The sequence below is a fragment of the Primorskyibacter sp. S187A genome, from assembly GCF_049800955.1.
Classification (GTDB): domain Bacteria; phylum Pseudomonadota; class Alphaproteobacteria; order Rhodobacterales; family Rhodobacteraceae; genus JAKVBH01.
The window spans coordinates 1,732,420-1,746,831 of the sequence record NZ_JBNAGA010000001.1 but is presented as its reverse complement, the minus strand read 5'-3'; the positions used below and the strand labels follow the sequence as shown (position 1 = coordinate 1,746,831).

Genomic DNA, 14,412 nt, shown 5'->3' with positions numbered 1-14,412 from the left:
GAGTTCTGCGCATTCAACGATGCGGGCCGGAACCCTTGTGAGGTGAGAGCGAAAGGACAGGACATGGCACGCGGATTTCTTTCGGGCGCGCTTTGGGGCGTGGTCGTGGCGGGCGTCGGCGCAGGAACGGCCTCAGTGGTCACAGGGCCTGTGATGGCCCCGCAGCCTAACGCACAGGTGGAGACGGGCCCCAGCGGTTCCGCGCCTTTGGCTCCGGCGGCAGATGCCTTGCCCAGCACAACGCCAGAAGCCCCGCGCGGGCAAGCCAAGAGCACATCGCCGGGTGTCCCCGATCAGGATGGGCTTGTGGCGGGGCCTGAGCTGGATGTGAGCTCTGCGCCGCGCCCCGAGACGGGCCAGTCCGCCACATTGCCGCAAGCGCCCAGTGCAGGAGAAACCGGTGCAGTCGCTCTGAGCGCCGATGCGCCGGTCTTGCCCAATCCGCAAGCGCTCCAGCCAGTGGCGCCAAAAGCCGAAGAGCTCTCGATCTCGACCAATCCCGCCCAGCCGCCCGCACCTGCAGAAGAGGTGGTGCAAGCACCTGTGCTTGAGGCAGGGTCAGGGTCCGAAGCCGGGGCGGAGGTTGCGGTTGAGACGGACGTGACCGTGGCGCCTGACGCGCCAGAGGAGGCCCAGAGCCCGCAGGAGGAAAGCGCGGCGGAGGGCGCTGTCAGTGTTGCGGAGAGCGCGCCTGACAGCGAAGAGGCACCAACAGCAGATGCGGTGGATCGTGGAGACGCGGAGGCCAGTGACGAAGAGACGGCCATGGCAGAGGACATGCCAAAACCGGCGACGGACACAGACACCGCCGCGCTGGAGGCGCAGCCGGAGGCCGATGTGATCGCGCAGGTTACGGTGGATGCGCAATCAGATGCACAAAGTGACACGATGGTGCTGGCCCCTGACGCGCCCGAGACGCCGGATCCGGTCGGCGCGGACAGGGAGATGGCCGCCGATGGTGAGACGTCAGCCGAGAGCCCGGCGTCGGAAGAGGGGGATGACGCGGGTGCGGCCCCACAGGCGGATGCGCCAATCGTGCAAGCACAAACCCCGAGCCCGGCGCGTTTGCCACAAGTGGGTCAGGACAGCGCGGAGACAGACACAGAAACTGAGACCGCAACTGCACCAGCGACAGACACTGTGGAGGTCAGTGAGGCGCAGGCCGACGATGGGGACACACCCGATGCAGGCCCCCGCATCGGGCAGGGCGCCAGCAACCTCGCGACGCTGAACCCGGAGATCAAGACCAACCGCTTGCCTCGCGTCTCAGACGGGGACCAGGCGGCACAGGAGATGTCTCCGCTCAGCGCCTTTGCCGCAGAACCCGTAGCGACGGACGGCAAACCGCTCATGTCCATTGTCTTGATCGATGACGGCTCAACGCCACTCGGCCTCGAAGCGCTGGCGTCTTTTCCATACCCGCTGAGCTTCGCGGTGGATGCGGAATGGGCTGGTGCGGCAGAGGCCATGGCGCGCTACAGGGCGGCAGGCTTTGACGTGATGGCGCTGGCCAATATGCCCGAAGGGGCACAGGCCAGTGATGTGGCCGTGGCCCTGAGCGGTGTGCTGGATGTGGTGCCCGAGGCCGTGGGCGTTCTGGAAGGGGACGGCGGCGGTCTGCAAGGCAGCCGTGCGGTCACCGATCAGGTGGCCTCGGCGCTAGCCGACAGCGGCCATGGGCTGGTGCTCTATCCTCAAGGGTTGAACACAGCCGTGTCACTGGCGCAGCGCGCAGGCGTGCCGGCACGCACCTTGTTCCGTGATTTCGATGGCGCAGGCCAAAGCCCGACGGTGATCCGCAGGTTCCTTGATCAGGCCGCGTTTAAGGCCGGGCAGGAAGGGGCGGTCATTATGGTGGGGCGGCTCCGGGCGGATACGATTTCCGCGCTCTTGATCTGGGGGTTGCAGGACCGAGCCTCGCGCGTGGCTTTTGTCCCGGTCTCGCAAGTGTTGATCCAACCCCCCTCCTGAGACGCTGTTTTCACAAGGACGACGCTTTGCAGCGTCGGCTCGATCTGCGCTGACGCGCGGTTCGCGGGAGGGCTGCCGGATTCTTTCGTGGCGACAACCCGCGTGTGCGGCGTGCGGAGGCTATAGCCCTTCTCAAAAACCCGGGTCACGAAAACACTGCCACGCACCTGCTTTCCCGTGATTTGCGTGATGCCCGTTGTATCAGGTTTCCGTCGACATGCTTTGGTTTGGCGGTTCCGCGCCAATGGCGATGAGCTCTTGCTTGAGGCGTTCTGTGCCCGCGTGGCCGCATTCCAGCGCATGCACATAGGCATGGGTGAGCAGAAAGGCCCGTTGCCGGGGCGCCTGCGATTGCGCGGCGGCCTCGGTGTAGAGCTGCACGAGGAGCGGCGCGTCGTTGTCTTGCAGAGCCGCGTCCAGCCGCGCTGCAAGATCGCTCATTCAGCGGCCTGCGCGCTCCCGCGTGCGGATTGCAGGCGGCCCGCGACCCAATCGTGGAAGAGATGCGTAGGCCCGTCCATGACAGGGGAAAAGCGCCCGCCATCAAACCCTACGGCATGACGGCCCTTCTGCATGCCTTCCACCACGAAGATGTCTTCCTCGAACACGCCCTTCCATTGTTCTGCATTGCGCAGGCGCAGGGCGCTGTCGGTCTCGTCGCTGGGGTAGAACAGGTGAATATGCTCTTCGGTCACGCCTGCGCTTTGCGGGCGCAAGATGATGGCGTAGCTGTGATCGCGGTGCACACCCAGCATCACATTGGGAAAGGCGGTAATGTATTCCGCAGCGGTATCCCATTTTGCGGGCAGATCTGCGAAATCGGGGAAGGCGGGGCCGTTATCTCCTTGCATCTGCTGATAGACCAAGGTGCCTTGACCGCTGAAGAGCCCGGGCTCTTCGATATGGTAGTGGTCTTCAAGCCGCGAAATGGCGTTCAGACCCGGATGGACCCAGGGCAGGTGGTAGCTTTCGGAATAATTCTCGATTGCCAGCTTCCAGTTGCCGCGCACTTCGAGCATGAAGTTGCTCTCCGCACCGCCATGATACATGGGGCGATCAAAGTCTTTCCAGCGGGCCAGGAGGCCTGCATTGGCGTCCTCAAAGGCGGGCGCGTCACCGGAGACATTGATCCAGACCACGCCGAACCAAAGATGGCTGCGCACCTCGATGAGCCCCAGCGTGTCGCGGTCGATCCCCTCTGCGGTGTTCTGGCCGGGGCCGCCGACATGGGGCGTGGCCACGAGCTTGCCTTCCGTGGAGTAGCACCAGGAATGGTAGGGGCAGCGAATGGCGCCTTCGATCTTGCGCGGCGTGTCCACGAGGATCATGCCACGGTGGCGACAGATGTTCTGAAAGACCCGCACCTGGCCAGCGCGGTCGCGCAGGAGCAGAAGGGGCATGCCCATGAAATCAATCGGGCAGGCATCACCCGGCTCCGGGACATCCACCTGAGCCGCCAGCCCGGCCCAGCCTGAGAAAAACAGCGCGTCGCGCTCTTCTAGAAAGAGCGCCTCGTCCACGTAATGGGCGTTTGGCAGGCCATTGGCCTCGGACACAGGGCGGCGCACGAGGGACAGGTCGGTTGGCTGGGGCATGTGGTTTCCTCCCGAACACGATGCCCGAAAATTCTGTTGGAGATTCGCGTCCAACTCGCGCCCGCTTGCGACGCGGGTTGTCTCACTGCGACGTCAGATGCCTCAGCTCACAGGCTCATCGGGCTGCAAAATCGCCCGGTCCGTCTCCGAGAGATCCGACACCCAGCGATATCCTGTGCCGCGTGCGACCTTGAGCGCCCGCCCGTAATCATTGCCCAGATGCTCCCAGACCAGACGTGTGATGCGCTTGCCGGTCTGCATCTCCGGGGTGGTGCGGATTGTGTATCCCGTCCAGGTATTGAGCGCGATGGAGGGCACGCGGTGCAGGTAGGTGAAGGAGCCGGTGAGCGCATTGCGACGGGCCACCAGCGAGGCCACGCCATTCTCCTGACGCAGGAAGAAGCCACGGAACTCCCTGTCGCGGGGCCGCGTCAACCCGACCTTGGACATGGCCTCCTTGGCCTCGTGGCCGCGCACAAAGGTGAAGCCCTGTTCACGATAGACCAGAACGAGGCCTTCGACGAACTTGTCCTGCTCGATAAAGGACCGTCGCAAAAAGCGAAAAAGCCCGTCGGGCAGCATGGCCTGGGTGATATTGGTTGATTCTGCGCCGAGGAAAGGCGCGATCGTCGGATGCGACAAAAGCAGCCCGCGATCTTGTGTGATGGTCTCGACCGGCTCCAGAAGGATACGCGCATCAACGTCAAAAAAGGTGCAGATCCGGTGGAGCACATCGGGGCGCGGAAAGCTTTCGCCTGACAGGTATCTGTTGAACTGCGTCCGGTTGATGCCGAGATCCCGACACAGGGCTGAGATGGATTTTGCTTGCCGGCACAAGTGCTTGAGGTTCGCGCCGAACATATCGCGCAGCTCTGCCGGAGATGGGGTGCCGGGTTTGGCTGATTTTAACAATTGGGCCATCTGAACGTCCTTCGGGCCTTGCAATAGCGGTTTTGCCAGGGGCGGGCGCATCCAAAATTGTACCAACTCAGATCGTGATTGACGCATTTTAACGTCAGCTGATGCGAACTAGAACCAGCATTGCCCGGAACAGACACAAAAAACAAGCCCGTTCGCAGCGCTTTGGCGCTCTGCAAGGTTTAAAAATGTGCAAAATCGACAGAACACACGGTGTTTTTGTGTTCTGATCTGAGGATGGTGCGATGTTAGTCGAAAGAATGTGTGGGGTGGTTTTATGGTCGTCAGACGACGACGCTCAGGCTGTGATCTGGTGCGAAGATCATGGCAATCTCGCCTTTTACACCGCGCAGGAGACGGACATGCATGCCGGTTTGGCGCTGGATGCGGGCGACCTGATCGATTTTGAGCTCGATGACGCGGCTGAGCATCGTTTGGCGCACAATCCCCGACTGCTCGTTGAGGATCACGCACCCAATCTTGCGCAGGGGCTGCGCGGGTGTTCGGATCCTGACGCGGGTGCGCCTCCTGTGACGGCGGGCACGGCTCCAGGCAAAATTGTCCGATTCCCGGGCGCGGCTGCGGCCTGATCCCAGAGCATACAATTCAAATGGTTTGATCGCGGGCGCCGCGTCGCCTCAGGCCGCAGGCCCGCGCGACAAGGCCGCAACACCCGTCCGGGCGACTTCCTGAAGACCCAGCGGGCGCATCAGATCAGCAAAGGCATCGACCTTTTCCGGCGTTCCCGTGATCTCGAAGACAAAGCTCTCCAGCGTACTGTCAACAACATTGGCGCGGAAGATGTCGGCCAGCCGCAGAGCTTCAACGCGCTTGTCGCCATCGCCGGTGACTTTGAAGAGCGCCAGTTCGCGCTGCACGGCAGGGCCTTCGACCGTCAGGTCATGCACTTCATGCACCGGAACGATACGGCCCAGCTGCGCCTTGATCTGGTTGATGACCTGTGGCGTACCGGTCGTCACGATGGTGATGCGCGACAGGTGGCCTTCATGGTCCACTTCCGCGACGGTCAGGCTCTCGATATTGTAGCCGCGCCCCGAGAACAGGCCGATGACACGCGCCAGTACACCGGCTTCATTGTCAACCAGAACGGCGAGCGTATGCGTTTCCTGAACGTCCGAGAAATTGGGCCGCAGATTATAGGCCGAATGCTTGGACGAGCCTTTTTTGATCTTGAGTGCTGACATGGTCTCTCCGGGGTCACGGGGGCCAGACGCGGCCGTCGAACCGATTAAGCACAGAGCCGGAAAATCTTCAACTAATCTCAACACTTTTTTGGCCTTTTGAGCCCAGCAATTCAGGGACCCATCCATGCCGGCCAGCCGACAGCAACGGAAAGTGCCTCAGCCTGAAACGAATTTCTCCATGGCGCTCATGGAGCAATTGCTGTTGCCGTTGCGCGCCTATGCGTTTCAGCTCGATGCGGATTATCGCGTGAGCTACCTCAGCGATCATGTTGCGCGTGTCACGGATTATACCGCCGATCAGCTTCTGGGCGTGCAGGTCATTGATCCGAAATGGGGCGCGGCGGGTGTCGAAGTTGGCATGCAGGAGTATCACCGCACCCTGATCGAAAGGAAGCCTGTTCTCGGTCAGTCTTATGAGCGGCTTTTCGTCAATGGGCGGCGTGGCGTGATCATGGATTCCATGCTGCCGCATTTCGATGAGTCAGGTGAATTTCAGGGCTATTCCGGCCTGTCGATGATCTTGTCGGAGGTTTTCAACCATGCCGATAGTAACGGCAGTCTTGTCTCCGTTCTGAAGTCGCGCGCAGATCAACTTGAAGCGACCTTGTTGCAGCGCAACGAAGAGCTTGAGCGATCCAATGCAGCACTGACGGAGATTCTGGACGCCATGGGCGAAGGGCTTCTGGTGACAACAAGTGAAGAGATTTACGATGACGATAACCTGATCCAGTTCGTTAACCCCGCTTTTTTGCGGCAAATGAATCTGGATCCGAAGAAGGTGCATCCCGGAGCGCCGTTCAAACGGGTCAATGAAGCGCTGTTTGAACGGGGCGAGGTGAAGCAGCGCAATACCAAAACCCTGCATGAATCGCTCTCGCAGGACGGCGGTTTAACCATATCCCTCAATACGTTGGGTCGTGTTATTCGCGTGAAGGGCACAGAGCGGCCTCAGGGCGGTTTCGTTCTGGTGCATACCGATGTCACGGAGTTGGAGCAGCGCAACCAGATGCTCGAGGCCGCGCGCAAGGCGGCGGATGTCGCCAATGCGGCGAAGTCCAACTTCCTCGCGGCCATGAGCCATGAAATCCGCACACCCATGAACGGCATTGTGGGTATGACGGATCTGTTGTCATCAACGGATCTGACTGCGGAGCAGCAGGAATTTGTGGCGACCATTCGCTCCTCTGCCCTGGCTTTGACGGAACTTATCTCGGATATTCTGGATTTTTCGAAAGTAGAAGCCGGGCATTTTGACCTCTCGCCCAGCGTCTTTGGCATTGGCGACATGTGCAAGGAGGTGGCAGCTCTGATGCGGCCCATGGCGGAAGCCAAGGGTTTGAGCTTCGAATTGGACATCGCCGATGGTGTGCCCGAGGTCGTCTATGGAGACACCTCTCGCCTGCGCCAGATCCTCGTGAACCTTCTGGGCAATGCCATCAAATTCACAGTGTCAGGCAAGGTGCGTCTCGCGGTCTCCGGGCGCAGCAATATCATGTTTCAGGTGGAGGATACCGGCATTGGCATTCCCACGGACAAACTGCAATCGATCTTCAAACCGTTTGAGCAGGCGCAGGGGGGATTGCAACGTCAGTTTGAGGGGACGGGGCTGGGCCTGGCCATTTCGCTCAAACTGGCCCGCGCCATGGGCGGGGGGATCAAGGTGCATTCCGTCGAAGGAGAGGGCACCTTGTTTTCAGTGCAGGTGCCGCTGGCCCCTGCGCGCAAGACGACGCAGGTGCACAGTCGGCAGACACGATCAGGCGAGATCGATGGCGCGTTTGTCCTTGTGGCCGAGGATAACAGAACCAATCAAATCGTCGCCGAACGTATGCTCGCGCGATTGGGCGCGAAATGCGAAATCGTTCCCGATGGTCGCGCTGCCGTCGAGAAGTTCGCCAAGGGGGGGTTTGATCTGGTGTTGATGGACCTGTCGATGCCCAAATTGTCTGGCCTCGACGCCACGCGGCTGATCCGCCAGCACGAGGCCGAAGAAGCAAGATCAAGAACGCCTATTATCGCTCTGACAGGCAACGCTTTTGCTCAAGACAGGCAGGATGCCCTAGAAGCGGGTATGGATGGGTTCCTCAGCAAACCGCTTCAGCTCAAGACCCTGCAGGACGAGATTGCGCGCCACCTGAGCGGCGCGCAAGCCAAAAGCGCTTAGACGAGGACAGCGCCGGAGCTGCCAATCGCATCTTTGGTTGAGGCTTCGCCCAGAAGCATCTTGTTATGGGGTTCCCCTGACGGGATCATCGGGAAACAATTCTCGTGTTTCTCGACAAGGCAATCGAAAATCACCGGACCGTCGTAGTTGAGCATTTCCATGATGGCATCATCGAGATCGTCGGGGTTGTCACACAAAATGCCCTTGGCGCCAAAGGCTTCGGCCAGTTTGACAAAATCAGGCAGTGCGTCAGACCAGCTGTGCGAATAGCGCTCACCGTGCAGAAGTTCCTGCCACTGGCGGACCATGCCCAAACGCTCGTTGTTCAGGATAAACTGCTTCACCGGCAGATTGTACTGCACGGCGGTGCCCATTTCCTGCATGTTCATGAGCCAGGATGCTTCCCCCGCGACATTAATCACAGTCGCTTTCGGATGGGCGATCTGTACGCCGATGGAGGCCGGGAACCCATAGCCCATGGTGCCGAGCCCGCCCGATGTCATCCAGCGGTTGGGGTCTTCAAAGCCCAGGTATTGCGCGGCCCACATCTGATGCTGGCCAACTTCCGTGCAGATGTAGCGATCGTGCCCCTTGGTCAGCGCTTCCAGCCGGGCCAGAGCGTGTTGCGGGCGGATCGTTTTGCCCTTTTGCTCGAAGCTCAGGCAATCCACCGCGCGCCAATCCTCGATCTGGGACCACCAGCGCTGCAGCGCCTCGCGGTTGACCTTGCGCCCGCGCGCTTTCCAGATCTTGAGCAGGTCCTCGAGCACATGGCCCACATCCCCAATGATCGGCATATCCACGCGGATGACCTTGTTGATCGAGGAGGGGTCAATGTCGATATGCGCCTTTTTCGAGTTCGGCGAGAAGGCATCGAGGCGGCCGGTGATGCGGTCATCAAAGCGCGCGCCGACATTGATCATCAGATCGCAGCCGTGCATCGCGAGATTGGCCTCGTAGAGACCATGCATGCCCAGCATGCCCAGCCAGTTCTTGCCGGATGCGGGGTAGGAGCCCAGACCCATCAGTGTTGACGTGATCGGGATGCCCGTGGCGTCTACCAGCTCGCGCAGCAGTTGCGAGGCCCCGGGACCTGAGTTGATTACGCCGCCACCGGTATAGAACACGGGCCGCTCTGCCGTTTCCAGCGCCTCGACCAACTCGGTGATGATGTCCAGATCGCCTTTCACCTTGGGCGCATAATGCCCCAGATCCGCCTTGGCGGGCGGCGTGTATTCGGCTGAGGCGAATTGCACATCCTTGGGGATGTCGATCAGAACCGGGCCGGGGCGGCCTTTGGTGGCGACATGAAAGCCTTCATGGATCACCGAGCTCAGCTCAGCGGTATCCTTCACCAGCCAGTTCATCTTGGTGCAGGGCCGGGTGATGCCCACGGTATCGGCTTCCTGAAAGGCATCCGAGCCGATCATGAATGTCGGCACCTGACCCGTCAGAACGACGAGCGGAATGCTGTCCATCAACGCGTCGGTCAGGCCGGTCACGGCATTGGTTGCGCCGGGACCGGACGTCACCAGCACCACGCCGGGCTTGCCCGTCGCGCGCGCATAGCCTTCGGCGGCATGCACCGCGCCTTGCTCGTGACGCACAAGAATGTGGCGGATGGCGTTTTGCTGAAACACCTCGTCATAGATCGGTAGGACCGCGCCACCGGGATAGCCAAAGACTGTGTCGACACCCTGATCCTTCAGGGCTTCAACTACCATTTTCGCTCCGGTCATCTGACGTGTCATATCGTTCTCCGTATCTCTGACATGCGTCTCTTTACTCGCGCCACAAAAAAGCCCCCGGGGGTGATCCGGGGGCGCATGGGGTACCGTTATGGTGTCCGTTACCGGCCCATGCGCCAAAATTCGATTAGTACGACAAGCTGCCCCATCGGGTGCCTCCTCATGTGCATGTCAGGCGTTTTAGGGGCGCGGGGCAGGGGCGTCAACACTCAAGTGCCGCAATTCACTGCGCGAAGCCCGCATTTTCTTTGCAAAAATTGCCGAGATCGTGATTTTTGAGACAGATTGTGAATTTTGTGCATCGAAAGCCCAGGATGTCGGCGGCCCAAATTCACAAATCCACATGTGTGCCTTGCAAGACGCCATGCTCCATCGCGTAGCGCGTGAGGCCCGCGGTTGAGGAAATGCCCAGCTTGCGTTTGATGTTCTTGCGATGGGTTTCCACGGTGCGGACTGAGATATCGAGCGCCAGCGCAACCTCCTTGTTGGATCGCCCCTGCGCCAGTTGCAGCAGGATGGTTTGCTCTCGGTTGGTCAATTGCTCGCGATCCGTCGTGGGCTCCAGTGACCCTTTCGCGCCCGTACACAGATATCGCTCGCCCTCCATGACCGTGTCGATGGCCCGTTTGATCTCGTCGGTGGGCACATCCTTGAGCACATAGCCCATGGCGCCATGGCCCAGAGCGGAAGAGATGTATTCGGGGCTGTCGTGCATCGACAGGATCAAGACGCGCAGATCGGGCATTTTCTCCAGCAGCATCTCGGTCGCGGTCAGCCCGCCCACCTTGGGCATGTTCAGATCCAGCAGGACGACGTCGGGCTGGAGCGCTTCGGCTTGATCTATGATCTCCTGACCATTGGACAGGGTCGCGGCCACTTCGATATCGTCGAAGCTTTCCAGAATCGCCTCGATCCCTTCGGCGACCATGGGATGGTCATCGACGATGACAACACGGGTTTTCATGCACGGGCCTCCTTGGAGGGGGGTGTTTGGGGCGCGGCTGTCTCAGGCGGTGCGCCGTCCTGAGCCGCATTTTCGGGCGAGAGCATATGGCTGAGCGGGACCTGTATTTCAATGGTCGTGCCAGCCCCTTTTGCGGAGAGGATGCGCAAGGTGCCGTCCAGTTGATCGACACGCTCCTGCATATTCCGAAGGCCAAGACCGGAGCCGGCGAGCAGCGATGTGTCGCGCGCGGCAAAGCCTTTGCCATCGTCAGAGATGCGCAGCGTCGCGCCGCGCCGGTGGCCGCGCACATCCACCTCGACGCGGCTGGCCTCGGCATGGCGCTCGATATTGGTCAGCGCTTCCTGCGCGATCCGGTAGAGCGCGATTTTGGCTTCGGGATCCAGCCGGTTGCGGAAGACGACAGTCGAAAAGACCGTCTCCATGCCGGTGCGCTCGCCAAAATCCTCGACCAATGATTTGAGCGCAGGTCCGACGCCGAGATCGTCAAGCACGCCGGGGCGCAGATCGCGGCTGATGCGGCGCACCTCCTGCACGGTCTCGGCCAGCGTATCGATGCCGCGATCGAGGGTCTCGGAGGCGCGCCGGTCGCCTTTGACAAGCCGCCGCTTGGTGATGTCGAGCGTGTAGCGGATGGCCACAAGCATCTGGCTGATCCCGTCGTGCAATTCACGCGCCACGCGGCCGCGTTCTTCTTCCTGCGCATCGAGCACCCGCTGGGTCAACGCCTTGAGTTTCGTGTCAGCCAGACGCCGCTCGCGGATGTTGAGGAAGAGCCCCGAGAGAAAGACCAGCAGCAGCGCGCCCAGCGTGATCGCGATGATGTAGTAGAAGGTCTCCTGAATGCGGCCTTCGACATCTGCCCGGGCCGCGGCAACAGTTTCCAGAACGTCATCGACGAAAACCCCGGTGCCAACGGCCCATTGCCAATCCTGCAGACCGGTGACGTAGACGATCATGCGCGCGGTCTCGCGGGTGGAGGGCTTTGGCCAGTCAAAGCTGTGATAGCCCGATCCGTCGCGGGCAAGGCGGATGAGCTCATCTGTCACGGGCGTGCCGTTGAGATCGCGCAGGCCGGTCCAGTTGCGCCCGATCAGATGGGTCTGGCGCGGGGCCACGAGATTGGTCCCGTCATAGCGAAAGACAAAGAAATGGCCCTCGGTGCCATAGGTCATGGATGACAGAATGCGCGTGACCTCCAGCTGAGCGGCGGCATCATCGGGTGCGGCGCGCCCGTAGATGTTGATAAAGGCGTTGCGGGCGATCGTGATGTAGTTTTTGAGCTCTTCCTTCTTTGCCTCGATCAGCGCGCTTTGCAGCGCATCAATCTCACGCTCGGCCAGCTGGCGGGATTGATAGGTCACCACCATGGCGATGGCTGCCGCCGCGAGGATCAGCGGCACTGTGGCCAGCAAAAACAGCTTTTGACCATACGAGAGGCGAAACGTGTGGATGGCGCGCAGCATGTCTGATTCGATACGCGCTTTGCCGCTCTGAGGCCAGTGCAACCGTGTCAGCCTACGGCGGGGTGGGTGTATGGTGGCGCTAACATGGTCAGGAAATTTGGCCAATGCGGTCAAAAAGGGGAATTTCTACGGGGTAGTTGGTATTCCACCTCTCCCGCGCCCCGGTTAACGTCGCGCCACTGTAAACGATCCGCCCGCCCTGTTTCCGCCTTCATGCGGAACGTGGGAACGGGAGGGCACGACATATGGGGAGGACCATTTATGGATCGTCGTTCTTTTCTGAAAAACTCTGCGATTGGTGGCACCGCTGCCGCGGCGTCCGCAACACTCGCGGCACCGGCCTATGCGGCCGGTCATGCGCGTACGCTGACCATGGTGACATCCTGGGGCCGTGGCCTCGCGGGTGTTTTTGACGCGGCACAACGTGTTGCAGACAGCATCAACGCCATGTCCGACGGCTCGCTGACCGTTGAGATCAAGGCCGCGGGCGAGCTCGTGGGCGCGTTTGAGGTGTTTGACGCGGTGACATCCGGCCAGGCCGACATGTATCACGCCGCTGATTACTACTTCATCAACCAGCATCCCGCCTATGCGTTCTTCACCTCCGTGCCCTTCGGCATGACGGCTCAGGAACTCATGAACTGGTACAACCACGGCGAAGGTGCGGCTCTGCATGATGAGCTGGGCGAAATCTTCGGCCTGAAATCCTTCCTCGCGGGCAACACTGGCGCCCAAGCGGGTGGCTGGTTCGCCAAAGAGATCGCAGGGCCTGAAGACTTCAACGGTCTGAAGTTCCGGATGCCCGGCCTTGGTGGTCAGGTGCTGGGCACGATGGGTGCATCGGTGCAGAACCTGCCCGGCGCGGAAGTGTATCAGGCGCTGGCCTCCGGCGCGATTGACGGCACTGAGTGGATTGGCCCCTGGGCCGATGAGAAGGCTGGTTTCCAGGAAATCACCAAGTTCTACTACACCGCCGGTATGCACGAGCCGGGCGCTGGCCTCTCGCTGGCAACCAACCGTGACGTCTTCGACAGCCTCACACCGTCGCAGCAGAAGATCATCGAAATCGCTTCCGGCGAAGCGCACAGCTGGTCGCTGGCACAGTTCCTCAACAACAACGGTTCCGCGCTGCAGCGTCTGCAGTCCGGCGGCGTCAAGGTTCTGGAATTCCCCGACAGCGTCTGGGATGCGATGGCAGCCGGTGCGAAGACTGTCTCCGACCAGTACATGGGCGACGACATCTACGCCAAGGTCAAAGCCTCCTACGATTCCTCCATGGCGGCATCGTCGAGCTGGCTCACGCAATCCGAGGGCACGTACCGCGCCCAGCGTGACCGCACAACGGGCTAAACCCCGCAGCTGACATGACCGGGCTCGCGCGACATCTGATCGCGCGAGCCCATTGTGCACCCGGACAGCGCGTCCGGTGTAACTTCTCGTGACCAAGAGAGGGAAGGGGGCCTTATGCTGGACGGTATTGCCTGGCTACTTACCAATATCGCGATGGCGTTCGTCAATTTCTTCAGTGCGCTGGCGCAGCCGGGATTGTGGCTGAGCTGGATTGGCGGGCTGCCGACGACGGAAGCCAAACAGGCGCTGATGCGCTTCATCTATTACGGCGGGTCCGTAGAATTCTTCTTTGTGTGTTTCACCACCTTTCTCGTGGTCACGGCAGTGGGTGTGTTCTACTCGCGCCAGTTCCTGTGGAAGGTGACAACCGGGCTTGAGGCCGTGGCCAATACAACGGGCCGGATCTTCGCCTGGGCCGGTCTGCTGATGGTTTTACAGCAGATCATCATCGTCTTCATGCAGCGTATCTTTGCGGCGGCCGAGATCTCCATCGGGTTTGGCAAGGCCATGACCTATGATGTGAGCTGGTGGTCCGAGGAGCTCAAACTCTACAACGCGATGATCGTGTGTTTGTGCTGTACCTACACCTTTGTGCAGGGCGGCCATGTGCGCGTGGATCTCGTGTATTCCGCCGTGTCGCACCGCACCAAGCGGATCATCGACATGTGTGGCTCCATGCTCTTCATGTTGCCCACGGCGGTGATCACATGGATGTACGCATGGTATTTCCTCTGGCGTCACCTTGTCGTGCCGAAGCCATCGGCGTCCGACGAGCTTGACCGTCTGCTGACCAAGGCGCGCGCCTTGCGCTGGAACGTGGAGACCATCGGGTTCTCGCCCAACGGTTTTAACGCGTATTTCCTCTTCAAGGTGCTGCTGGTGTTCTTTGCCGGGCTCGTTTTCATCCACGCCATTGCGTTCTTCTACCGCTCCTACCTGGAGTATGTCGAAGGCGAAGAGGCCGCGGGCAAATACCTCGACAAGGACAGCCTTGGCGAAGGTGAAGAAGCCTACGAAGGCACACACTAGGA

General features: G+C 60.7%; 12 protein-coding genes. 5 read left to right on the top strand and 7 right to left on the bottom strand.

Translation table 11 applies throughout. The features are described from left to right. The first annotated feature begins 63 nt into the window (after positions 1-63). The gene (locus ACP15S_RS08685) at positions 64-1,971 is read left to right on the top strand and encodes a divergent polysaccharide deacetylase family protein (protein ID WP_425039171.1); all 1,908 of its coding nucleotides are present in this window, start codon (positions 64-66) and stop codon (positions 1,969-1,971) included. 201 nt (positions 1,972-2,172) lie between these two features. Here the strand turns inward: ACP15S_RS08685 and ACP15S_RS08680 are convergent, their stop codons facing one another. The 3 genes from ACP15S_RS08680 to ACP15S_RS08670 form a co-directional block, all read right to left on the bottom strand. Beyond that, positions 2,173-2,412 (bottom strand): hypothetical protein, encoded by a 240-nt coding sequence (locus ACP15S_RS08680; protein ID WP_425039170.1) that lies wholly within the window; start codon positions 2,410-2,412, stop codon positions 2,173-2,175. After that, the gene (locus ACP15S_RS08675; RefSeq protein ID WP_425039169.1) at positions 2,409-3,566 is read right to left on the bottom strand and encodes an aromatic ring-hydroxylating oxygenase subunit alpha; all 1,158 of its coding nucleotides are present in this window, start codon (positions 3,564-3,566) and stop codon (positions 2,409-2,411) included. The genes ACP15S_RS08680 and ACP15S_RS08675 overlap by 4 nt, the downstream gene beginning before the upstream one ends. Positions 3,567-3,668: 102 nt before the next feature. Then, complete coding sequence (locus ACP15S_RS08670) at positions 3,669-4,487, bottom strand: helix-turn-helix domain-containing protein (RefSeq protein WP_425039168.1); 819 nt, start codon at positions 4,485-4,487, stop codon at positions 3,669-3,671. Between the two features lie 242 nt (positions 4,488-4,729). Here ACP15S_RS08670 and ACP15S_RS08665 point away from each other — a divergent pair, with 242 nt between their 5' ends. Continuing rightward, entirely contained in the window at positions 4,730-5,074 is a 345-nt protein-coding gene (locus ACP15S_RS08665; protein ID WP_425039167.1) for a hypothetical protein, read from the top strand. 48 nt (positions 5,075-5,122) lie between these two features. Here ACP15S_RS08665 and ilvN read toward each other — a convergent pair whose 3' ends face one another. Continuing rightward, positions 5,123-5,689, bottom strand: coding sequence for an acetolactate synthase small subunit (gene ilvN / locus ACP15S_RS08660; RefSeq protein WP_425039166.1), 567 nt, complete (start codon positions 5,687-5,689; stop codon positions 5,123-5,125). A gap of 124 nt (positions 5,690-5,813) precedes the next feature. Between ilvN and ACP15S_RS08655 the strand changes: the two genes are divergently transcribed. Further along, complete coding sequence (locus ACP15S_RS08655) at positions 5,814-7,853, top strand: ATP-binding protein (protein ID WP_425039165.1); 2,040 nt, start codon at positions 5,814-5,816, stop codon at positions 7,851-7,853. Here the strand turns inward: ACP15S_RS08655 and ACP15S_RS08650 are convergent. From ACP15S_RS08650 to ACP15S_RS08640, 3 genes are all read right to left on the bottom strand, one after another. After that, entirely contained in the window at positions 7,850-9,604 is a 1,755-nt protein-coding gene (locus ACP15S_RS08650; protein ID WP_425039164.1) for an acetolactate synthase 3 large subunit, read from the bottom strand. The genes ACP15S_RS08655 and ACP15S_RS08650 overlap by 4 nt on opposite strands. A 328-nt stretch (positions 9,605-9,932) precedes the next feature. Continuing rightward, complete coding sequence (locus ACP15S_RS08645) at positions 9,933-10,565, bottom strand: response regulator transcription factor (RefSeq protein ID WP_425039163.1); 633 nt, start codon at positions 10,563-10,565, stop codon at positions 9,933-9,935. After that, complete coding sequence (locus tag ACP15S_RS08640; protein ID WP_425039162.1) at positions 10,562-12,031, bottom strand: cache domain-containing protein; 1,470 nt, start codon at positions 12,029-12,031, stop codon at positions 10,562-10,564. The genes ACP15S_RS08645 and ACP15S_RS08640 overlap by 4 nt, the downstream gene beginning before the upstream one ends. 261 nt (positions 12,032-12,292) lie before the next feature. On the opposite strand from ACP15S_RS08640, the gene ACP15S_RS08635 reads away from it, so the two are divergent. Next, complete coding sequence (locus ACP15S_RS08635; RefSeq protein ID WP_425039161.1) at positions 12,293-13,381, top strand: TRAP transporter substrate-binding protein; 1,089 nt, start codon at positions 12,293-12,295, stop codon at positions 13,379-13,381. Positions 13,382-13,495: 114 nt separating this feature from the next. Beyond that, positions 13,496-14,410, top strand: a complete 915-nt coding sequence (locus ACP15S_RS08630; protein ID WP_425039160.1) for a TRAP transporter small permease subunit — start codon at positions 13,496-13,498, stop codon at positions 14,408-14,410. Positions 14,411-14,412: the final 2 nt, after the last annotated feature.

Coding starts and splice junctions, on each gene's coding strand:
- ACP15S_RS08640 (WP_425039162.1), bottom strand. CDS start 12,031: ATGCTGCGCGCCATCCACACGTTTCGCCTCTCGTATGGTCAAAAGCTG.
- ilvN (WP_425039166.1), bottom strand. CDS start 5,689: ATGTCAGCACTCAAGATCAAAAAAGGCTCGTCCAAGCATTCGGCCTAT.
- ACP15S_RS08650 (WP_425039164.1), bottom strand. CDS start 9,604: ATGACACGTCAGATGACCGGAGCGAAAATGGTAGTTGAAGCCCTGAAG.
- ACP15S_RS08680 (WP_425039170.1), bottom strand. CDS start 2,412: ATGAGCGATCTTGCAGCGCGGCTGGACGCGGCTCTGCAAGACAACGAC.
- ACP15S_RS08685 (WP_425039171.1), top strand. CDS start 64: ATGGCACGCGGATTTCTTTCGGGCGCGCTTTGGGGCGTGGTCGTGGCG.
- ACP15S_RS08665 (WP_425039167.1), top strand. CDS start 4,730: ATGTTAGTCGAAAGAATGTGTGGGGTGGTTTTATGGTCGTCAGACGAC.
- ACP15S_RS08670 (WP_425039168.1), bottom strand. CDS start 4,487: ATGGCCCAATTGTTAAAATCAGCCAAACCCGGCACCCCATCTCCGGCA.
- ACP15S_RS08675 (WP_425039169.1), bottom strand. CDS start 3,566: ATGCCCCAGCCAACCGACCTGTCCCTCGTGCGCCGCCCTGTGTCCGAG.
- ACP15S_RS08630 (WP_425039160.1), top strand. CDS start 13,496: ATGCTGGACGGTATTGCCTGGCTACTTACCAATATCGCGATGGCGTTC.
- ACP15S_RS08635 (WP_425039161.1), top strand. CDS start 12,293: ATGGATCGTCGTTCTTTTCTGAAAAACTCTGCGATTGGTGGCACCGCT.
- ACP15S_RS08645 (WP_425039163.1), bottom strand. CDS start 10,565: ATGAAAACCCGTGTTGTCATCGTCGATGACCATCCCATGGTCGCCGAA.
- ACP15S_RS08655 (WP_425039165.1), top strand. CDS start 5,814: ATGCCGGCCAGCCGACAGCAACGGAAAGTGCCTCAGCCTGAAACGAAT.